We start from the raw sequence: 21,915 nt of genomic DNA on the forward strand, positions 1-21,915 counted from the left end.
GCGATCGAACTCATCCGGCCCATTACAACCGAAAATCACCGGAGCACGGTCCGTTACTTCTTCGCCGAATCTTCGAACGCGATCCGGGCGATTTCCGTTTTTGGAATATTCTTCTTTTCTTTTATGGTTTTCGGAACGCGCATATCGATCTTATGAAGGGTGGACTTTTGGATCGTGATTTTTTTACCTTCCAGATTTTCGATCGTCACTTCCTTGTCGTCCTGTCCGATCTGTTTTCCGTCGATGGTTGTTCCGTCGCGTAAATACGCGCGATCGGTAAAACCTCCCTTAGGATCGGGAACCATGGTTTCGACTTCGATGGAAGCATCGTCGAACCCGAGAATTTTCACCTGAATCAAAGGATCTCCCGATCTCAGATGAACGACTGCTTTTCCGGTCACCGCCATTTGATAAAGGGTTTGATCGATCGAAACCTTTTCGGGATTCCAGTTGTTCGCGAATAAATTCTCTTCGCAGAACTCGATCGTTCTGGTTCTACGGACCAACGTGATCGCCCATCCTCCGATCGCGGTTACCGCATAGTCTTTCCAATTGGTGATCTCGGTGACGCGTAACGTTTGTCCGGGCGCGGGAATCGGTTCCGGATTTCGAAACACGGGAACCAAACCGAACAAGAACGCGTAGAGAGGTTGCGCCGCGGCGACCTTGCAACTCGCCGCGTCCTCGGAAGCGAGAACGGTTCTGTGAGTTTTATCGGAACTGATGCGCTGATCGATTTTGCAATCGAATAGAAACACGCAAAACAGGATGAAAAGAAGAACGTGAATTTTATTTTTCATGAAAGAATCGACCTCGGAATTCAATAGAACTTTTTCGTTTCTCCGTAAGCGGAGGAGTTATCATAAGACCGTACGCTTCGATTAAGAAGCGAGATTATACACACATCGAATCGCTTTTCCCTTGCTGCTCTTCGTATGCGTGGTCGTGTTGCTCGCACCGCCGAATTGAATGACTTGCATCGTCGCGGAAGTACAACCTCCTGGAGAAAATGTCCAGTAGTATCCGTTTACGGTCTGAGGAAATAAGGTCGTATTGATCGTCGAACCCGTGTTACCCGGACACTGATCGGAGGTGCCGCAAGAAGACCCTTGCGAAAAAGAGGAGCAGGAAATCAACGTATTCAAATTGTCGAAAGTAGGGGATCGCATCACGAACGGAAGAGAAACGAGTTCGGGAGGCGCTAACGTAGTCTGCATGTCGTAACATGCGTTTTGAAATTCGGACATACCATAAGGATCACAAGAACCGTCATCCGTACCACAAAATGCGACATCGAGATTCGCTCCGTAGTTGTCGGCCTCGCTTCCCTTTCCTTGACAATCGTTAAAACCCGGTCTCCAGACCTGGCCGTAAGAACATTTCGTCCAAATCAGTGACGAAAGAACGACCGTGCCGTTGACTTTATCTCCGGCGGACGCACGCACAACGGTTACGGTATAATTCTGAGAATTTCCGTTTTCATCCGTGAATTTATAAATCACCGGATTCGAAAAATCCAGCGACGTGGTTCCCGAAACCTGTTGAACGCCTCCGACCTCCAATTTGGAATTTTCGGGAATCAAAAAAGTCGCCTTTAAGGAACTTACGTTAGTTGCGTTCGGGACCGCCACGGTAACGGCGGAATTCGGCTGATTCTCCGTAATCCCTCCTGCGCATTTTCCCGAAATACAAAACAACGGAAACGAAGCAGATAAGTCGAAACCGAAAGCTTGAATTCCGTTCGCACGGGGTTGAAACACCGCGGCCAACGCGATCGCTCTCTGCTGATCGCAATTCTTACATTCTTCCTTTGTGGGAAAGAACGTTTCGGAAACCGCCTGAGAAAGAGGATTTAAAAAACAATTCGTAAAGAAGGAACAAGATAGCAAAAGAAAAACTGTACACGCGATTCTTTTCATTTTACAGCGTATCCAAGCATACTATATTTTATCAGAAAGATTAAGCGGCAAGTTTCCGTCCCGGACTCCGCGATTCATAGAGAGCGGTGTCATTGCGTTTTCTTCGGGACAGGTTCTTATAATTTTCCAATAGGTGCAAGTGTATACCGATCGGAAATAACTTTCAGCTAAAAAAGGGGTTCTAACGGACGCTTGACGAAAAAAATTTCCGATTCTTCCGTTAATGCGACAAGAACCGATTATTTAGAATTTTTGAATAAAGCAAAAGAAGGTGGAAATCCCTCGTTTTAGTGATCGCCGATCGGCGTCGGAACGCGGATTCGGTTTCTAATCCGGCACTTCGAAGTTGAAGATTTCGGAAACATCCGGAGGGGCTTTTTTGTAGATCAACGCATCGGAACCGTCTTCGTAATAACGTTTTCGCACGTGGATTCTTTGAAAGCCGCAGGCTTCATACAAACCGATCGCGGGAAGATTGAGGGAACTCACTTCCAGGAAAAAACTCTTTTCCCGTTCGGAATTTAAAAGATATTCCAAAAGTTTTTTCGCGATTCCCTTCTTTCGATGACGAGGATCAACGGCGACACGATAGATTTCGATCTCTTCGCCGGAGAGTTTGTAAAGAATATAACAGAGATCAGTCGCTCCGATCGCGGACGCTTCGTCAAGATGAGAATATAACATTTCCGTTGTCCAAGCGCCGCTTCCAAAACACTCGACTTCCAGGACATTGAGCCAATCCAGATCCGTTTTATTCAGAATTCTCGCTTCCACTTCGGAAAACCGTTCTCGTTTTTAAGTCAAATTCTAGTTGCAGAAGTCCAATATTCAATCAGGATTCAACACTTACCTTTCGGAGGAACCGGAATTTCGAAAAAAAAATTCCCGCCGAAAGAACTGAATCAAGGAGTCTCTATGAAAAAAATAGGTAAAATCGTTTATGCGGTCCCTTTCGCGATTTTCGGATTGTTCCATTTTATCTCCGGTCCGGCGATGTCCGGAATCGTTCCTTCTTACATTCCATTTCCGATCATCTGGGTTTACATCACCGGTTTGGCATTGATTGCCGCTTCCGTTTCCATCATCACCGGAATCAAAACGCATCTCGCGACGATTCTTCTCGCGGTGCTTTTGGGAATTTTCGTGGTATTGGTGCATCTTCCCGGTGCGGCCGCAGGCAATCAAGCGTCCACGGTTTCTCTTTTGAAGGACGTTTCGCTTTTAGGAGCCGCTCTTTTGATCGCAGGCTCGACCAAAGATTGATTTTTTTCTTCATCAAAGCGGAGTTTCGGCTCCGCTTTTCTTCCTTTTTTCCCTAAAATTCAAACCGCAGATTCGATTTCCGAAACCGCATCATTTAAGAAGATGAGAATTTTTCGTTCAACCGATATTCTCATTAGGACTTTGTATTCGTTTCGAGGAAGTTTTATGATTCAGAAAATTCTCCGCATTCTTACCCTACTTTGTTTGTTTGTGTTCGGGTTCGTCTCCTGCGAACGATCCAAAAATTTCGGATTTCAAAACCGAGGCGATCGACCTCCCACGGTCGAAGACTTGGAAGCGTGGAAGGAAAGGCTCGCGATGGAAGAAGCCGAGATCATTGAACTGGAAAAGAAAATTTCCTCGATGGCGCAGAAGACACGATCGGCGGGAGCCTTGAGTTGGAAGATCGCGCAGGGTTATATGAAGATCGGCGACTACGATATGGGCGTGAAATTCTACAACCGCGCGCTCAAAGAAAACAACGAAGGGAAGAAGGTAGAGATCGTCGGAGCCGAACTTCATTTTTTCGAGCCCGCGATTCCGTATTTCGAAAAAGCGCTATTGTTAAAACCGGTCGATCAACAACTTCTTTTCGAAACCGCGCTCGCATACGCGAACGCTTCGAGGGATAGGGGCTGGGAAACGACTCGAAGACAGATCGCGATCGATTTGTTTACGCACCTCGCAATCCAAGATCCGCGGGATTCGCGGTTCCCGTATCAGCTCGCGTTGATCTACTTCGATTCTTCCATGCCGGATTCCTCTTGGGAAGGCGTTTCCGCTGGCTTTCACGACCAGGACAGGGCGCTGCGCATCATCGATGATATTATAAAAAAAGAATATAGAAACGTCCCCGCGCGTTTTGCGAAGGCGAACTTTCTTTACAGACTCGGAAAGGTCGAGGATTCCAAGGAAGAATATCTCAAGGTCAAAAAGACGATCGAAGAACTGAACGACGCGGGTCTTGTTCGGGGCGGCCTCGAAAAGAACGACTCGTATCAGAACGTTCTGCAAAACCTGAAAAAAATCGAAAGCGCGTCCAAGGAAGAATGAACCCGTTCGTCCTTTCGGATTCCGCCGTTGCAAGAGTTTGTCATAAAAATAGAATATTCGAAATTATGAATTCCTGGGAAGAATCGATTCCGTATCTGGAACGGCTTCTTCCCGCAACGGTTTTGGATCGAGCGTTTGCCGCTTCGGAAACGATTCCGCGCGCCTTGGAACGAACCGGTTTTTCCGTCCTTACGATCTTTGATCCGCAATATCCTGCACTTTTAAAGGAAATTTACGATCCTCCTTTGCTTTTGTTTTACAAAGGAAACTTGGACGTTTTGCAGGGAAACTTCGCCGCGGTTGTCGGAACGAGAAATCCTTCTCCGATTTCCGTATATGCTTGCGAGTTGTTTCCCTCTCATTTAAAGCGACAAGGTTTTTCGGGAGTCGTATCCGGACTTGCCAAAGGAATCGACGCCGCGGTCATGCACGCTTCCTTAGACAATACGTTAGACGTCATTGGGGTTATGGGAACCGGACCGGAAACAGAATATCCTTTTGAAAACAAAAAGCTTTATCAAAGAATGAAGTCATCCGATCGATCCTTGCTTCTCACCGAATATCCTCCGGGTCATAAAACGATGAAATATTCGTTTCCAAAACGAAACCGAATCGTGACCGGTCTTTGCGTCGACGTGTTTATCGTGGAAGCTCCGCAGAAATCGGGAGCGATTTCCTCCGCGCACAATGCCCTCGAACAAAACCGGAGGATCTTCGTGTTTTCCGATCCGCTCCAATCTCAGAATCAAGGCGGAGAAATTTTGATCGAAGACGGAGCCGAACGTCTCGATCTGCAAATCATCTCCTTGGGGATGCGCGAAGTCTTTCATATCAACGATCTTTTACCCGATTCTCAATCGAAAATCCCGGGAATGCTTGCAGAACTTTCAAAGAAGCGCTTTTCTGGCGAGTGGAAACCGATCGGTTCCGGTTATTATGCGAGAAAAACTTTTTTCCAACCTCTTCTCCCGGGATTTGAAACCGGTCCCGGCTTGGTCCCTGGGGTTTTATAGAATCATCCTCGGCGCCCTTCTTTTTATATTAGCATTTCGTTATTTTTCAAACGGATGGATCTCCCGGTATTTTTTGGATCCGGCGTTTCATTTTAAATTCTACGGTCTTTCGTGGATCGGGGTTCTTCCGGCATGGATTTTATACCCCCTTTTCGTTTCGCTTCTCTTTTTCGCGGTTTTTATCTCGTTGGGAATCTTTTACCGCGTCTCGGTACTTTGTTTCTTTCTGATTTTCTCCTACGTCAATCTTCTGGAAGTCGCCGTTTACCTGAATCATTATTATCTGATCTGTCTTCTTTTGTTTCTTTTGATCTGGATTCCGGCGGATAAGGCGCTGAACGTATTTCATATTTTTAGAATATTCAAAAGTCGCACGATTCAAGAGATCGATCCGATTCCCGCATGGAATCTTCATATCCTCCGATTTCAAGTCGGAGTCGTTTATTTTTTCGGAGGAATCGGAAAACTCGTCCCCGATTGGTTGTTCGACGCGCAACCCGTCCGGATTTGGCTTTTGCGGAATTCGGATATTCCGATTTTCGGACCTACGCTTTCCATGCCTGCCACCGGATATTTTTTCAGTTACGCCGGATTGATCTTCGACCTGAGCGTTCCGTTTCTTCTGTTGAACAAAAGAACGAGAGCCTTCGGATATTCATTAGTCTTAATATTCCATTTTTTGACTTGGAAGTTGTTTCCGATCGGAATGTTCCCTTGGGTGATGGTTTTAAACGCGACTTTGTTTTTTTCGCCCAAGTGGCCCGTGGATCTGTTCCAATTTCTCAAGTCGAAACGGATGCTTCCCGATCGGGAGAACATTCTGCATTTCTTATGGACTCGTTTTCCGATTCACTTTAGAAAATCGTTTTTCGCTTTCATCGAATCCTTTCTTACGCTTTTAGAATCCAAGTCGAACGCTTCCGAGTCCTTTCTTTTTGCGAAAGCGAAAACGATCCGCGGCAAATTCGGGATTCTTTTATCCGATCGGTCGCTGCGATACTTTTGGATTTTTTACGTGTTCTTTCAATGCGCGTTTCCTCTACGGCATTTTTTATATCCTGGAAATCATCTTTGGACGGAACAGGGATTTCGTTTTTCCTGGCAGATCATGCTCGTTCAAAAAAACGGGATCGCCTCCTTTCGGGTCGTAAATCAGCAAACCGGGGAAACGAACGTGATTCTCCCGGAATCGCATCTCAACGAAATTCAAAGGTTGATGATGAGTTATCAGCCGGATTTAATTCTTCAATTTGCGCACTGGATCGGTAAGACGGAAAAGGAAAGAACCGGTCAGGACGTTTCGGTTTATGCGGACGTTATGGTTTCGTTAAACGGAAGAAAAAGCCAGATCCTCATCGATCCCGATCGGGATCTGATGAAGGTTTCCAATTCTCTTGCGAACAAAGAATGGATTCTTTCGGGCGACGAAGAATGATTTTTTAAACCGAAGTGAAGGATCGCATCGATACGGATCGATTCTGAAAACTGTGATGTATGAACCTCACTTTTTCCTCAGGTTTCATCGCTCCCAACACGTAAAAGATCGGCTCTAAATGTTCCGTGCTCGGCGCGGATAACTTCGCGATCTCGCCCTTCTTTTGAAACTCGAGGATCGCCTTGTCGTTTCTGGATTCCAATGACTGACGTACAAACTCGTCGAACTCGATCGCCCAATCGGACGGCACCGCGTTCATGTTGTGGAAGTCGGCGGCTCTGAGATTGTGCACGATGTTTCCGCTTCCCAAGATCAAGGTTCCTTCTTCCCGAAGAGGCTGCAGCTCGCGTCCGATCTCGTATTGTTGTTCCGGGCTCAGATTCGCGTCGATGCTCAGTTGAACCACGGGAAGATTTGCCCTTTGAAAAAGAAAATAAAGAACTCCCCAACTTCCGTGATCGATCCCCCATTCGGTCGTTGTCTGCACGTCTACGCTCTTCAGAAGATTCTTTACTCGTTGTGCAAGTTTTGGCGATCCGGAAGGACGGTATTTTACCTCGTACAACTCTTGAGGGAATCCGTAAAAGTCGTAAATTTGTTCGGGCGGATCGGAAACAGTCACATACGTTCCCCTAGTTTTCCAATGCGCGGATACGACGAGAACGTTTTTCACATCCTTAAGAGTGGAACCGAATTCTTCCAGATTTCGAGTGAAGTCAGACCGGATTACGAGGTTCATCGGGGAACCGTGACCGAAAAATACTACGGGATTCATTCTTTTACTTAGACATAACCCATCCTAAAAAGAAACGTACTTTTGTCAAAATTCTCCATAACTTCCCGACCTTGATCCCGGCTTTGAAATTTTTTTCCGCGGCTCTCATGTTCGCCTTTTAAAATCCGAGATTTAATTTACGGGCTTTTCCGGCGTTCGCAGAAACCGAATATATTATTTTTTTTGAATATTCAATTTTTGCGTTATCCTTAGGAGAATCGGTCCGTTATTCGGTCATTGCTTCGGGACATAGATCCGAAAGCGATTCAAAACGGAGGCGCACAATGGACTCTAATTCAAAGTTATGGCATTTTGAAGCAAATTTGCGTTCTTTACTTTGCCGGGACAAACACTTAGTCTCTTATCGTTTTCAAACTAATCCCTTAAAGCTAAAAAAATAAACCGATTGCCGGATTTACACGAATGCAAACGTCGAAAAAGACAACAAACAAGATACGCCAAGCCCCTTTGATGAAGTTTAAATTTTTCGTTCTTATTTTTCTTTCGGTTTTTTTTCAACGTTGTATGGCTTGGCCGATGCTCACCGGCGCCGTAGGTTTAGCGGCCGGCAAAAAAGGAAGTTCTCCGTTGTTCTTTCTTCCCGGAGGTTCTTCCGATCCGGTCCTGACTCGCATCGAGTTGAGTTCCGAAAATGCTTCCATCGCTAAAGGAACAAACACCACTCTTCACGTCACGGCGATCTTCGATAACGGAACGAACAAGGACGTTACGAGTTCTTCTACGATCGTTTCGGCTTCCGAATCCATCGCGGCGGTGCAGGGAAATGCCGTTCGCGGAATTTCCGCCGGTGAAACGACTCTACAGGCGGAATACCAAAGTTCGAGCGCGAAGCTTAAGATCACGGTTACGTCCGCCGTTTTAAATTCAATTCAAGTGTCAAGCTCCGACTCCGGTTCTCTTCCGAAAGGTACGAGTCGTTCATTTTCCGCGATCGGAATCTTTTCGGACGGTTCCAATCAAGATCTTTCCACGGATCCTTTGCTCGTTTGGTCTACGAGCAATTCTTCTTTATTAAGCGTCAACGCTTCCGGTTCGGTTACGGGTCGCAATGTCGGCACTGCGAATGTTCAGGCCGTTTGGGGTTCCAGGCAAGGTTTCGCATCCGTGAACATAAGCCCGGCGATTTTATCTTCCATTCAAGTCACTCCGGCCAATCCAAGCCTTCCTTTAGGCGCCAATCAGCAGCTGACTGCGACCGGAGTTTTTTCGGACAATTCCACACAGGACGTTTCCGCTTCCGTGACTTGGACCGTTTTGGACACGAGCATCGCATCCGTTCAGTCGAACGGTTTATTAGAAAGTTCGAATACAGGTTCCACAACCGTCTTTGCTTCCATTGGCGCCGTGATCGGCTCCACCGGACTCACGGTGACATCCGCGACGCTCGTTGGAATTTCGGTATCTCCGGTGAATTCTTCCCGTGCGAAGGGATTGACGCAGCATTTTACCGCAACCGGAATCCTTTCCGACAATACGAGTATAGACATTACCGATCAGGTCTCCTGGACTTCTTCCGATACGAACGTATTAACGATTTCGAATGTATTCGGAAACAACGGCTTGGCTTCGACGCTCAACCAGGGAACCGTTTCCGTCACCGCAACCATCGGAGGAATCGAAGGTTTTACCGATTTTACGGTAACACAAGCGACCCTCGTTTCCATTGCGGTTACTCCGGCGTTTTCTTCCAAAGCGAAAGGACTTACGCAGCAATTTACGGCAACGGGAATCTTTACGGACAACTCCGCGCAGGACTTAACCGAGCAAGTGACTTGGACCTCGTCCTCGGGAGCGGTAAACGTGTCTAACGTTTCCGGTTCGGAAGGCCTTGCGCAGACTTTGTTTACGGGGAGTTCGGTGATCACGGCTGCGTTTGACGGGATTTCAGGGAACACTTCGTTTACGGTTACTTCCGCAATTCTTACTTCGATTCAAGTCAGCCCGAATAATCCTTCTTTGGCGAAAGGATTAACCCGATCCTTTTTCGCCACGGGGATCTATTCGGATCTTACCAATGCGGATATCACGACTTCCGTAACTTGGGCTTCTTCCGATCCGACGGTTTCAACGATTTCAAACGCGACGGGAAGCGAAGGATACGCATTCGGGAATTCGATCGGTTCCGCCAATATCACCGCTAGTTTAGGAACCGTGACCAGTTCTTCGTCTACGTTATCCGTAACAGCCGCCGAACTCGTTTCGATCGGAATCACACCGGCCTCTTCCTCGAAAGCCAAAGGACTTACGGAGAATTTTTCAGCCACCGGAATTTTTACGGACAACTCTACGCAGGACTTAACCGAGCAAGTGACTTGGTCTTCGTCCGATACGGTGATCGCGCAAATCTCCAACGTCGCGGGCAATAAAGGTTTTACAAACGCTCTTGTTTCCGGTTCGAGCGATATCTCTGCGGCTCTCGGTTCCGTGACCAGTCCTTCCGTTTCATTCACTGTATCGGCCGCGGAACTCGTCTCCATCGCCGTTACACCGAGCAATTCTTCCCTTGCAAAAGGATTAACGGGACAACTGAACGCGACGGGAACGTATACCGATAACTCGACCGAAGATCTTACGAATCTTGTTTCTTGGTCTTCTTCCAATTCCTCAAGAGCGATCGTGAGCAACGCGTTAGGATCGCAAGGTATTGCAACCGCGCTCGGAGCGGGAAGCGTGAATATGACCGCGACCCTCGGCTCTATTTCCGGTAGCACCGGCTTAAATGTGACCGCCGCCGTGCTGACTTCGATTCAAGTTACCCCAAGCATCGCTTCCGTCGCCAAAGGTCTTACGATACAATTTGCCGCGACCGGTATTTATTCGGACAATTCCACCCAAGACCTGACCGCGCTTGCCACTTGGATTTCTTCCGATTCTTCCAAGGTGATCATAGGGAACGCGGCCGGCTCCGAAGGTTTAGCGCTCGCTTCTACTTTAGGAAATTCGAATATTCGAGCGATCTACAATTCGATCCAGAGCGCCTCCGCTGCGATGACCGTCACCGACGCGGAATTAGTCGGCATCGTGGTCAGTCCGCCTTCTCCCTCCAAGGCGAAAGGTCTTACGCAACAATTTACCGCGACCGGTATTTTCACGGACAGCACAAGTCAGGATCTGACTTCTCTTGCGACTTGGGTTTCTTCCGATACGAGCGTGGCGTCCATCAGCAACGCAATCGGTTCGGCGGGTTTGGCGACCGCATTGACCACTGGTTCATCCGATGTTTACGCGGTTTATAATTCTAGGAACAGCAATACAGTATCTTTCGGAGTCACACTGGCAACGTTAGTCTCTCTTCAACTTTCTCCGGTAAACGGAAGTCTTGCCAAAGGTCTTACACAACAATTCAACGCGCTCGGAGTTTATACGGACGCATCCACGCAGGATTTGACTTCTTCCGTAACTTGGTCGAGCACGAACACGACTTCGTCCACGATCTCAAACGCCGTCGGCACGGTGGGAAGAGCGACCGCGATTCAAACCGGAACCAGCACGATCTCGGCCACTTCCGGTTCGATCACGGGCAGTACAAACTTCACAGTAAGCGCGGCCATTCTTTCTTCGATCGCCGTGTCGCCGACCAATCCGTCCATCAACGCGACCGCGACTCGACAATTCTCCGCGGTGGGAACCTTTTCGGACGGAACTACTACGGACTTAACTTCTACCGCAACCTGGGCTAGTTCGAATACGTCGATGGCAACCGTAAGCAACGCGTCGGGAACGCAAGGATTGGCTACCGGAATTTCCGCGGGAAGCCCTACCGTTTCAGCGACTTACAATTCCGTTTCGGGGAATACGATTCTTACCGTGAATGCGATCGACACGACACCTCCTACGATCACATCCGCCGTTTCCTTGTCTCCGACTACGATCCGAGTAGTATATTCAGAATCCGTAAACAACACGGAAGCATTGAGCTTATCCAACTATAAGATCGTAAACGGTTCTTCCTTTACCGGAAATTGTTCGGACAATACGGACTTTACCGGAAATTCTCAAACGGCAGATTTTGCGCCGAGCAGCATCAGCGGAAGCGGAAACACGTTTACGATTACGCTTTCGACTTCGCAGCTTTCCGGAAAAACATATACGCTTGTCGTAAACAAAGCAGGTGTCCACGATCTTTCCTTCGCTCCGAATCTTTTGGGTTGTCCGAATAACGCCGATTTTACGGGACAGGAACAACTCAAAATCTCCGGCGCGGTCTGCAACACGGTGGGAAGAGTGATCGTGTCCTTCTCCAAACCGTTGTTCGCGGGAGCCGATGTCGCTAAGTCCGCGGAATGTTCCAATCAAACACAGTGCGCACTTCGGTATAAATTTACGGGAGTTTCCTCTTTAGGAAACATCACGAGCGCGAAAATTTTGGACGGAAGCGTTTGCGGCGGAGCTGCCGCGGATTCCTCCAAAGTTTGTATTACGCATTCCTTGTCTCAGTCCGGCGGTCAATATACGATCATCGCCGCGAACAACTTGGACGGAGACGGATTCGACAACACGTCTTGGGGATCGATTCGTAATTCATCCGATACGGAGAATTTACAATCTTCTCCGAAGGATAGAACGAGCTTTATCGGTTGCGGAAGTTCTCCCGTAAACTTCACGGACGGCCCCGTTGCGACCAATCCGTTTGCCGACGATTCTTCCTTCGGTTATCTCACGGGATACAACAATCGGATTTATATCGGGCCGAACACGAACGGAAACCAAGCGGTTCGTTTTAATTACGACGGAACTTCTCCGGAGTCGGTATCGTTCTCCTTTACCAAGGATACGACTTCCTCTTCCGGAACTTCGAACGTATCGTCTAACAGCGCTTCAACGAGGGACGGAGGAATCGGAGTTCCTCCATACGTGACGATCGGTCATACGGGCTGCACTCTCAATAACGCGAATCAGGCGAACGGCTGCGGTCCGGATAACGAAGACGGCCGGGGAGTATTCGCAACCGGTTCACTCGGTGGAACGGCTCACATCCTGATGGCGGGCTCCCGATCCGCGGAGAACTTTAATTATCTCTACTATTCTTCCGATACCGATTCTGGCTTGGACTTCAAATACATCGATATGGGAACGATCACCGGAACGGTTACTGCGGGAACTTCGTCGATCACCGTTTTGAACGATCGGATCTACGCCGGTTTTGCTAAGCGAAATCAAGGTTCTAATTCTCCGGACTTCGGAAAAATCACTTTCAATGCCGCGGACTCTTCTCGATGTACGGTCGGCTCTAACTGCAACGCAAACGACGGTTCGCGCGGAGATCGTTTTAGAATCGATAGAATGCCTTACTTCGGAGGCGGTTCTCAGGAAGGGAACAACTCCTCGATCAACTGGGCTTACTACGTCGGAATCGATTCGCTCTTCGTTTTTAACGGAAGAATCTACGCCGCAAACGGAGGCTTTCCAAATTCCTTACATAATGGAAGTATAATACGTTCCACGAGCGGAAATCCGACTCCTTGCGACGGGACCGACAGTTGTCCGGGTTGGGTCGATGCCGCTCCGAGAAGCGACGCAAAGTGGCATAACGGATCGAACAACAATTGGTTCTCTCTCGAACTTACGAAATACTACGATATGGTTCCGGGCGATAAGGCGTTTTCTCAGTTCGCCGAGTTTAACGGAAGAATGTACGTCACAAGAACGATCTGCGTGACTCCTCAGGACAACTCCGGTTTACGTGGATCGGTTCAAACGACCGCAGGTTGCACGAACGGATCCTATACGAATCGAAGACCGCAGCTTTGGAAATGCGATCCGAGTCTGAGCGGAAACTCGACTTTGTGCGATGCGGGTGATTGGTCCGTGGTCGGGGACGACGGAAGCGGTTTTACGAATTTCGGAAACGTTTCCAACCATAGTATGACGATGGCGGTCGCAAACGGATCGTATCTCTACGTCGGCTTTGACAACGAAAGCGGAATCCAAATTTGGAGAACCAATATCGCAAATCCGGGAAGCGCGTCGAATGTTTGGGAACAAGTCGGCGGAAGCGGCTTAGGAGACGCGACCAATCGTCAAATTTACTCGGCCATTGCCGGATCGGACGCGGGTGTAAACTACATCTACGTCAGCGTCGGAAAGAACAATCAACCGGTACGAGTTTACAGACAACAGAATAATTGATATGCGACATCGACAAACCTTATCACTGATCGTTACCGTGCTGATTCTAATCGGTTTCGTTCTCTTCGGAGAAGAAGGAAATTCGGAACGACTCACGTTTACGAAAAACGATCGGAACGAAATGATCCGGCTCCAATCCTTCGTTCACGGAAGAATGGAATCGGGAAACAACGTTCAAAATTACGAATTTATCCTCAAACAATCGGAGAATATGCGAGGAATCTTTCAAATCGATTCCGTAAGCTCCGATCTAAAACTCGAATTGATCAAAAAAGAATTTCCCTTCGACTCAAAGACTTCCTGTGCAAACACGAATTCAGGAAACACGTTCTCCTGCAAAATCGAAATCCAATCCCTGGAAAAAGGAAAGTATCGACTGACCGTTTTCCGGGGCACAAACAAAAAAGAATCCGATTTCAATCTATTTGCGGGAATATTCGGAAAGGGTTATATAGATGTCGACTCAACATCCGATCGTTAAAGCGGCGATCGCGTTTTTATTCATGGGAATCTTCGTCGCCTGCCAGCACGCGCGCGTCCGATTTCCGCAGGACCCGCCTAAATCCTGTTTAAATCCGTCCACGCAGAGGCAGTGTAAGGCCGCGCTGGAAGACAGGGAACGATTGAACGCGGAACCTTCGCAGATGCACGTGATTCCTCAGTCCTTTTATTTCTGGGGAATGAGCCCGAAAAACTATCCGATAAACGCGGCCGACTATTGTACGAACGGAGTGAAGGAAGCGCATCAGTATTCGACTTTTTTCGACGCGCTCTACGAACAGCTTACGCTCGGAATCTATTCACCGAGGACTTTGGATCTGATCTGCTACAACTGAGAAGTATATGAGAATTTTAAAAACCATACTGTTGACGATTACGATCGGAACGGCGACGGGATGTCACAATACCACATTACAAATCTATAATTCTCCCGGAGCGGCCTCATTTCCGGACGAAACCAAAGCGGATCAGACCTATAAACAAGGCGGCTACGCCGTGGGCTTGATCGAATCTTTCGATACTCCCGAGGTGAAATGCCAGGAAGGAAAACCGCGGATTCTCATCCAAAGAAACTTTTGGGATAACGTGATTCACTGGACGATCGGCGGAATTTACACACGAAGGACAGTGCAGGTGTTTTGTAAAAAGTAAGGCGGAGTTAAAACAGGAAATCCTCCGGCGTCGTCGAAGGATTTCGAATCTGTGAAAGTACCGTTTAGACTTCTTTCGGTCCCGGATAAAAGGCAGGATTCCAAGCGACTTCCCAATAATATCCTTCGGGATCCTCGAAGTAACTCGAATATCCGCCCCAGAAAACGTCCTGTGGTCGCTTAACAATTTTTGCTCCCGCCTTTTCCGCCTTTCCGATCACTTCGTTGACTTCCTCTTTGGAATGTCCGTTGTAAGCGAGCGTAAATCCCCGAAAACCGTTTCCTTTTGCGGGAACTCCGACGTCCTCGGCGAGAGCTTCGAGCGGATACAAAGCGAACCAGGTTCCGTTTAACGTAAAGAAGGCGATATTTCCTTCGAACTTCATTTTAGGAAAACCGAGTCCTTCCTCGTAGAAGCGAACCGCTTGATCGAAGTTTTTTACGCCTAAGGTGATGATGTTGATTCTGGGTTGCATGGGGCCGATTTTTAATACGACAAGGAATTTAGAAAAGAATTTTCCTGTCGAAAGAGATTTCGAAACGTAGAATTTATCGATCGGGTAAAGTTCGTTTCGGGGTAAAATCCGAACAATCGGTTTCGGAGAGAATTTGAAACGGAGAACTTAGGAGAATTCGGAAAGATCTTTCTACCTCTTCAGACCGTATCGCGCTTTGACCGTTTGGATTTTCTTTTCCATCTCAGCCCAAAGGGATTCTTTGTTCGGATGAAAGGAGGCGAAAACTCCCTGCCGGATCAGGTCCACGATTTCGTCCAAAGAGAAATCCAAGAATCTCCAAAGTTTATAATATTCGTATGTAAGATTTACGTTGAATATTTCAGGATCGTCCGTGTTCACGCTGAGAGGAAGTCCCTGATCGTAATAGTATCGAACCGGGTGATTCTGCTCCTTGCGGACGTATTTCCCCGTAAATACGTTAGACGTCACACAAATCTCGATGGGGATATGATTCTCTCTGAGATATTTTACGAGTTCGGGATCTTGGATCGCGGAGGTTCCGTGTCCGATCCGTTCCGCTTTGAGAAGTTCGACCGCTTCCCAGATCGCCCAAGGACCGTCGTCCTCTCCGGAGTGAGCGACCACGCGGAGTCCCGCTTCTCTCGCTTTTTTGAAAACTTCCTGATAATCCCGCGCAGGCCCCATCAGTTCCGCGCCGCCCAAACCGATCCCGATCACTTCGGGATGTCTGAGTTTTAAAACGCGGTTTAAGTTGTTCATCGCGTTTTCCGGTCCGAAGGAACGCGACACATCGACTAACAAGCGTATGGTGATTCCGTCGTTTTCCTTTTCTTCACGGATACGGTTCACGAGAAAGTCGATCATCTCCTCGAAATCGAGTCCGTTTTGGATGAATTTGGAAGGAGCGAAGAACACTTCGGTGTAAACGATGTTGTTGGCCCGCATGTATTCCGCCAAACTCCCTACAAAGTAGGAAAAGTCAGCGGGTTCTTTCACGAGCGATTGTATAAAAAAGAATACTTGGATGAACCCGTTCAAGTCCTTGAAGTTGAACTTCGCTTCGAATTCTTCGTCCGAAACGCTGATCCCGTTCTTTTCCATCAACTGTTTCATCGTGTCTTTGTTGACGCAGGCCTCGAGATGAAGATGGATTTCGGTCTTGGGGAGTTCCCGCAGGAAGTTGATTACATCTTGGTCGTCCGGCTTCTCTTTGGAAAGATCTCCGGAAGGAAAAAGCCCTTTGATCGGAACCGGAGTTTCTTGAGGAATGCCGGCCGTGGGAACTCCTAAAATCCAAGAAGGAGGGTCCAGAACCTCGAGTTCCATGAGTCCGACCCTTTCGTTCAAAAGTTCGTTGATCTGTTTGTCGAAAGAAATCTGTAAGGAAGAAGAATAAGGACGGTCGGCGGGAAGCCTGGATTTCAGGCGGTTCAATTCGGTTACATCGCGATCGATGATCCGAATTCGTTCTAAAATCTCTCCAAAAGTTAACGCCACTAAGGCAAAATATATTTCCTCGGAAAAGATTTCAATTCTTATCGAGCGACCCGTAGGAAGCGAGATAGCCAACGAGCAGCGGAGCGATGCGAGTGGTTTCCAACGAAGGTGGAAAAGAGAGCGCCCCGTAGGAAGCGAGATAGCCAACGAGCAGCGGAGCGACGCGAGTGGTTTCCAACGAAGGTGGAAAAGAGAGCGCCCCGTAGGAAGCGAGATAGCCGGCGAGCAGCGGAGCGATGCGAGTGGTTTCCAACGAAGGTGGAAAAGAGAGCGCCCCCGTAACTTCTGAGTCCAGAAATTCTCAATGGCGGTTACAATTGGAGTTCCCACACACAGCCCGCAAGGGACGCGCAAGACTTGGTCCGATTTTGCGGTTCCTGTAGAAGAAAGAGCACGCTTTTTTTTCGACCGACGCCTCGGACCGAGCGGGACTCCGCGAGTCTGGAGCGGCCCGACCCCGCTTGCGGGGATGCGGCCGTAAGTTTTCGTATGAGTTCCTACATTTTTCCGGATCGCCGATCGATTTACAACTCAGGAAAAATCGAAATCTGCCGAAGCTTAAAAAAGCACCGGGGGTTATGTCCGATTTATGATTACAGCACGCAAAACCTTTCTCCCATTCGCCCTACCTTGCATTTCGGAAAGGGCTATCGAAGAAGTTTCCGCAGTTCTCCGATCCGGCTGGATCACCTCCGGTCCTAAGGTGAAAGAATTCGAGGAAGAATTTGCGCGTTACACCGGAGCCGAATACGCGCTGGCTCTCAACTCCGCGACCGCAGGTCTTCATCTCGCTTTGGAGGCAATCGGAATGAGCCGGGAAGATGCGGCCATTTGCCCCGCGGTTACGTTTACCGCGACCGCGGAAGTCATCTGTTACTTCGACGCGGAACCGATTCTTACGGACGTCGATCCGATCTTCAACCTGATGACACCGGAAACTCTCCGCGCCACAATCGAAAGAGAATGTATCTATCAAAACGGAACCCTCTTCCATAAAAAAACCGGCAAAACGGTACGGGCGATTCTTCCCGTACATCTTGCGGGAGTGATCTGCGACATGGAAGGTATATTAGAAATCGCTAAAGAATATCATCTCTACGTGATCGAAGACGCGGCCCACGCGTTCCCCGCCGTTCACAAAGGAAGAAAGATCGGCACCTTCGGCGATTTTACCGTTTTCAGTTTTTATGCCACCAAAGGAATCACGACCGGCGAAGGAGGAATGGTGACGACCAACCATTCTCACTTTGCGGATCGGATCAAATTGATGCGTCTTCACGGAATCAACCGGGAAACATACGATCGTCCGGGTTGGTATTACGAAGTCGTTTCCCCCGGTTTTAAATACAATATGACCGACGTCGCCGCAGCGCTTGGCATCGTTCAGCTTTCCGAAGCGGACGATCTCTGGAAACGTAGAATTGCAATCGCCGAATTGTACAAAAAAGAATTCGCCGATCTTCCGTTTTTACATCTGCCTCTTTCCGCTCCGGACGGAGAACATTCCTGGCATCTCTTCCGCGTGGAAGTCGACCGCGCTTCCTCCAAAATGGATCGGGACATCTTCGCGGCCGAATTAAAAAAACGGAATATAGGTTCGAGCCTTCATTTTATTCCTCTTTACGAACATCCGTTTTACGGTTCCCGTTTCGGATTTAAAAAGGAACATTTCCCGAACGCGAACGCGATGTATTCGAGATCGCTTTCGATTCCTTTGTTTCCGGGAATGAAGGACGGAGACGTTCAGGACGTGATCAAAGCGGTCAAAGAAATTTTCAACGCGCTCTGAAACGGAGCGCTTTTAATCCAGATAACGATTGATTTCCAGCGAAAGCTCTTCCGGTTTTTCCATGTGGATGGCGTGTTTCGCATCGGGAATCAGGACGAGCTTGCTCTTCTTCAGGTAAGAATGCAGCTTCTTCGTCATCGCTACGTCCGTGATCGGATCTTCTTTGCCGGATACGATCAACGCCGGAATTTTTATATCACCGAGTTTTTTGCCTAAAAAGATTTCCGCTTCCCGTTCAAGGGTATTGATCGTCAGAAATTGATTCGGCAGTTCGTTCCAAGATTGAATCAAAGCCTTTCTTGCAATTCTTCCCGGAAGCTCGGGAGTTTCGTAATACAACGCTTCGATCAGCTTAACGAGATCGTTTTCGTTTTTCGGAAACAGAAGTTCCTTCATCTCGTCCCGTTTGGGATGAGGAATTCCTCCGGGAGAAATCAAAACCAATTTGGAAATCCGTTTCTCCCGATCCCGCAGCGCGATATGCATCGCGATCAATGCGCCCATCGAATGTCCGCCTAACACAAGATTATCGAGGTCCAGTTTGCGAATCGCCTCGTAGATCAAATCACCGAACACGTCAACTTGATAGAGATATTTCAGAGGAGGAAGTTTGCTCTTTCCGAACCCCGGAATGTCCGGAATTAAAATACGATAATCCTGCCGCAGCTTGGGAGCGACCCTGCGAAGTCCCGTAGCCGAATCGAGCAACCCGTGGATCAACAGAATCGTCTTATTCCTGTCCGGATTCTTCTCCAAAAAATAAACGGAATTGCCCCCGATATCCGCTTTAAGATCCTCGAACCCTAGGATCTCCTTCATATATTTTTTCTTTTTCCAGTGATAGTAGCGCAGGAACAATCCGTACATCGATTTCATGATTGCATATTCTCTATGTTAAAAGTAGCAGAGTTCCGGCGAACGGGAAAAAGAGCCGGTCGATTTCAAAAATTCCATCCCTGCTCTCGCTGTAAATCCTTCCGCTTGCAAGTTTCCCGATTTAATTCTTGCAAAGAATCGAAAGAAAGCCGAAATACAATATAGGTTTTCCCGGATCAGCATGCCCGACTCTTTACTCTCCGTGCTTCATTCCTTCTTCTATCCGGTTAAGGAAGGAATTCTCGCCTTAGACACGGAAACGGAGAAAATTTTATACGTCAATCCGACTCTCGAAAACCTGCTCGGTTATTCCGGAGAAGAACTCAGAGGCAAACCTCTCGATTTCATTCTTCCCAGTCCGAACAATCCGAGAGAAACGTTCACGATCAAACGCAACGAACCTCTCAAAGTCTATTGGCAGTTAAGGGACAAGCACGGACAAAGAAAGCTCGTCAACTTTACCATCAACACTTCCAGCTTCGGGGGAAAAGACGTCTTTCTTTTTTACTTCACGGATCGATCCGAGATCCAACAGACCGAACTCAGACTTTATTATATGCAAAGTATCTTAAGAACCCTACGGCTCTTGAGACAAAACCTGAGATACTTGACTTCGGAAAGTTCCGTCTTTCAAAAACTCTGCGACACTTTAAAGGAGAATCCGCATTACTTTTTGGTCTGGGCGTTCTACTTTAAAGAAGGAGAATTGCAGGTCATCGGTCAACGGGATATGAATCCGGTCCTCAAGCAGCAGATTCATTCATTCATTTCTTCTAATGCTCTCTTTCCGATGCGCAACCTGATCGAAACGAAGGAGAATTTCATCATCCACGAGTTCGGAAACGGAAAATACGCCGAATGGGAATCCCTTTTTGCGGATCACAAATTCCGCAGAAGTCTTTCGATCGGAATCCGGGAAAAAGGACAACTCCTAGGAGGAATCGAAATTCTTTCTTTGGAAGGGATGGCCTTCGATTCCGGAGAGAATTTTCTTTACGAGGAGATCATCTCCGACGTCCACAGCTCGCTTCAAAACGCGAAAACGGAACGAACTCGTATCGAAAACTCGAAAAAACTTCAGTTTCAAGGCGCCCTTCTCAATTCGATCGAAGTTCCGCTGATTTCGACCGACGACGAAGGTTACATCACGTACGGAAACCGAAGTCTCGAAAAAATATTAGGAGTTTATAAAGAAGATTTCATCGATCTTCCCATCGAGGAATTCTTAAATCTCACTCCTTCGGTTTTGGATCGTCTTTCCAAGGAAGAATTCAGAACCGAAATCAAGATGAAAATTTTTCCGGGAATAGAAGCGCCGATGCTCCTCGCTTCCTCGCGAATCCGGGACGAATACGGAAATTCGATCGGAACGATCCTTCTCCTGCTCGATATCACCGAACAAAAGAAAAACGAGGAACTGATCCGTTCTTCGGAGATCAAACTCAGAAATCTTTTTTCAGCGATGAACAACGGAATCGTGATTTTGACCCCCGAAGGAATCGTTCTCGAAGTCGCGCCGATTCTCAAATTTCTTTTATTCCAAATTTTGAATGTAAATCCCGGAGAGGATTTCTTTTCGTTATTTGCCGAGAACGTTTCGGACGAACTCAAAGCCGGAATCAAAAGCTGTCTCGATTCGCAAAGAGCGGTCTTTTTGGATCTTCCGATCCAATTCATCGCGGAAGAGGAAAACTTCTTCTCGATCAAGATTCTCCCTTTAAAAAAATACAGGGAAGAAGGGGAAGCGGTGATGCTGATTTTCTCGGACGTCACTCAGACCAAACTCCTCGACAAACAACTCTACGAAACCGCAAGATTCGCCTCCATCGGAGAACTCGCCGCCGGGATCGCGCACGAAGTCAACAACCCTCTGCAAGCGAGTCTTTTGTATCTGGAAGACTTAATCGAAACCGAAGAAGCCGATCCTATTGAACGGCAAAAAATTTACAAACGCATCGAGGCTGCGAGCATACGCATACGCGACCTAATCAAATCCCTTTTGGATTTGGGAAGGACGGTAACGCGGGAAAAGGAACTCGTTTCTCCGTATTATATTCTTCTTCGAGCCTGCGAGTTGATCGAAGTTTCCTGTAGAAAGAACGGAATCGAACTCAAACGGATCGCAAGCCCCGATCTTCCTAAAATCCGCGTTGCATGGCAGGAAATCGAACAGGTTTTGATCAACTGTATGGTCAATGCGATCAACGCAATCTCCGAAATGGATGTAAAACCGGCTTCTCCCAAAATTACGATCAACGCCAGAAAAGAATTTCATTTGAATCGGGATTCGATTCTTTTTACAATTTCAGATAACGGTCCGGGAATGACGAAAGAAGTTCGAGATAAGGCGTTTCTACCTTTGTTTACGACTCGAAGAGGAAAACAAGGAACGGGATTGGGTCTTGCCATTTCACAAAGGATCATTTCCGAACACAACGGAACGATTTCTTTGGACTCTTCTCCCGGAAACGGGACTAGGGTTTTGATTCGCCTTCCCATATAGATCGGTTTTTCT

General features: G+C 47.8%; 17 protein-coding genes and 1 pseudogene. 11 read left to right on the plus strand and 7 right to left on the minus strand.

The window, feature by feature from the left end; genetic code table 11:
- Nucleotides 1-53: 53 nt before the first annotated feature.
- The 3 genes from LFX25_RS15375 to LFX25_RS15385 form a co-directional block, all read right to left on the minus strand.
- Complete coding sequence (locus LFX25_RS15375; RefSeq protein WP_238730990.1) at nt 54-800, minus strand: LIC_13076 family protein; 747 nt, start codon at nt 798-800, stop codon at nt 54-56.
- 81 nt (nt 801-881) lie between these two features.
- Entirely contained in the window at nt 882-1,919 is a 1,038-nt protein-coding gene (locus LFX25_RS15380) for a cadherin-like beta sandwich domain-containing protein (protein WP_238730991.1), read from the minus strand.
- A 327-nt stretch (nt 1,920-2,246) separates the two neighbouring features.
- A complete protein-coding gene (locus tag LFX25_RS15385; protein ID WP_238730992.1) occupies nt 2,247-2,693 on the minus strand; it encodes a GNAT family N-acetyltransferase in 447 nt (148 codons plus the stop codon).
- Nucleotides 2,694-2,834: 141 nt separating this feature from the next.
- On the opposite strand from LFX25_RS15385, the gene LFX25_RS15390 reads away from it, so the two are divergent.
- The 4 genes and pseudogenes from LFX25_RS15390 (at nt 2,835) to LFX25_RS15405 (ending at nt 6,683) form a co-directional block, all read left to right on the plus strand.
- On the plus strand, nt 2,835-3,182 hold the full coding sequence (locus LFX25_RS15390) for a DoxX family protein (RefSeq protein WP_238730993.1): 348 nt from the start codon (nt 2,835-2,837) through the stop codon (nt 3,180-3,182).
- A gap of 183 nt (nt 3,183-3,365) precedes the next feature.
- Nucleotides 3,366-4,235 (plus strand): annotated as a pseudogene (locus tag LFX25_RS15395) (tetratricopeptide repeat protein); the annotation flags it as partial.
- Nucleotides 4,232-5,248, plus strand: a complete 1,017-nt coding sequence (dprA, locus tag LFX25_RS15400; RefSeq protein WP_238730995.1) for a DNA-processing protein DprA — start codon at nt 4,232-4,234, stop codon at nt 5,246-5,248. The pseudogene LFX25_RS15395 and the gene dprA, both read left to right, overlap by 4 nt.
- Nucleotides 5,172-6,683 carry an HTTM domain-containing protein gene (locus tag LFX25_RS15405; protein ID WP_238730996.1) on the plus strand — a complete coding sequence of 504 codons (1,512 nt, stop codon included), beginning with the start codon at nt 5,172-5,174 and terminating at the stop codon, nt 6,681-6,683. The genes dprA and LFX25_RS15405 overlap by 77 nt, the downstream gene beginning before the upstream one ends.
- A gap of 4 nt (nt 6,684-6,687) precedes the next feature.
- Here the strand turns inward: LFX25_RS15405 and ygiD are convergent, their stop codons facing one another.
- Nucleotides 6,688-7,458, minus strand: coding sequence for a 4,5-DOPA-extradiol-dioxygenase (gene ygiD, locus LFX25_RS15410; protein ID WP_238730997.1), 771 nt, complete (start codon nt 7,456-7,458; stop codon nt 6,688-6,690).
- A gap of 471 nt (nt 7,459-7,929) precedes the next feature.
- Here ygiD and LFX25_RS15415 point away from each other — a divergent pair, with 471 nt between their 5' ends.
- From LFX25_RS15415 to LFX25_RS15430, 4 genes are read left to right on the plus strand one after another with little or no spacing between them, the layout of a single operon-like run.
- The gene (locus LFX25_RS15415) at nt 7,930-13,608 is read left to right on the plus strand and encodes a beta strand repeat-containing protein (RefSeq protein ID WP_238731624.1); all 5,679 of its coding nucleotides are present in this window, start codon (nt 7,930-7,932) and stop codon (nt 13,606-13,608) included.
- Between the two features lies 1 nt (nt 13,609).
- Entirely contained in the window at nt 13,610-14,089 is a 480-nt protein-coding gene (locus LFX25_RS15420; protein ID WP_238730998.1) for an LIC_10463 family lipoprotein, read from the plus strand.
- The gene (locus tag LFX25_RS15425; protein WP_238730999.1) at nt 14,064-14,444 is read left to right on the plus strand and encodes a Bor family protein; all 381 of its coding nucleotides are present in this window, start codon (nt 14,064-14,066) and stop codon (nt 14,442-14,444) included. Before LFX25_RS15420 ends, LFX25_RS15425 begins: the two co-directional genes overlap by 26 nt.
- A 7-nt stretch (nt 14,445-14,451) precedes the next feature.
- Nucleotides 14,452-14,760 carry an LA_3781 family PerA/PerB upregulated protein gene (locus tag LFX25_RS15430; RefSeq protein ID WP_238731000.1) on the plus strand — a complete coding sequence of 103 codons (309 nt, stop codon included), beginning with the start codon at nt 14,452-14,454 and terminating at the stop codon, nt 14,758-14,760.
- Between the two features lie 64 nt (nt 14,761-14,824).
- On the opposite strand, the gene LFX25_RS15435 is transcribed toward LFX25_RS15430, so the two are convergent.
- Both LFX25_RS15435 and add read right to left on the minus strand, forming a co-directional pair.
- On the minus strand, nt 14,825-15,235 hold the full coding sequence (locus tag LFX25_RS15435) for a VOC family protein (RefSeq protein ID WP_238731001.1): 411 nt from the start codon (nt 15,233-15,235) through the stop codon (nt 14,825-14,827).
- Between the two features lie 171 nt (nt 15,236-15,406).
- Nucleotides 15,407-16,735, minus strand: a complete 1,329-nt coding sequence (gene add / locus LFX25_RS15440; RefSeq protein WP_238731002.1) for an adenosine deaminase — start codon at nt 16,733-16,735, stop codon at nt 15,407-15,409.
- A gap of 304 nt (nt 16,736-17,039) precedes the next feature.
- Here add and LFX25_RS15445 point away from each other — a divergent pair, with 304 nt between their 5' ends.
- The gene (locus LFX25_RS15445; RefSeq protein ID WP_238731003.1) at nt 17,040-17,216 is read left to right on the plus strand and encodes a hypothetical protein; all 177 of its coding nucleotides are present in this window, start codon (nt 17,040-17,042) and stop codon (nt 17,214-17,216) included.
- Between the two features lie 108 nt (nt 17,217-17,324).
- Complete coding sequence (locus tag LFX25_RS15450) at nt 17,325-18,524, plus strand: DegT/DnrJ/EryC1/StrS family aminotransferase (protein ID WP_238731004.1); 1,200 nt, start codon at nt 17,325-17,327, stop codon at nt 18,522-18,524.
- 12 nt (nt 18,525-18,536) lie between these two features.
- On the opposite strand, the gene LFX25_RS15455 is transcribed toward LFX25_RS15450, so the two are convergent.
- Complete coding sequence (locus tag LFX25_RS15455; RefSeq protein ID WP_238731005.1) at nt 18,537-19,400, minus strand: alpha/beta fold hydrolase; 864 nt, start codon at nt 19,398-19,400, stop codon at nt 18,537-18,539.
- 181 nt (nt 19,401-19,581) lie between these two features.
- Here LFX25_RS15455 and LFX25_RS15460 point away from each other — a divergent pair, with 181 nt between their 5' ends.
- Entirely contained in the window at nt 19,582-21,903 is a 2,322-nt protein-coding gene (locus tag LFX25_RS15460; RefSeq protein WP_238731006.1) for a PAS domain S-box protein, read from the plus strand.
- The last annotated feature ends 12 nt before the right edge of the window (nt 21,904-21,915 follow it).

The sequence above is a fragment of the Leptospira sanjuanensis genome (assembly GCF_022267325.1).
In the GTDB taxonomy this organism is placed as follows: domain Bacteria; phylum Spirochaetota; class Leptospiria; order Leptospirales; family Leptospiraceae; genus Leptospira; species Leptospira sanjuanensis.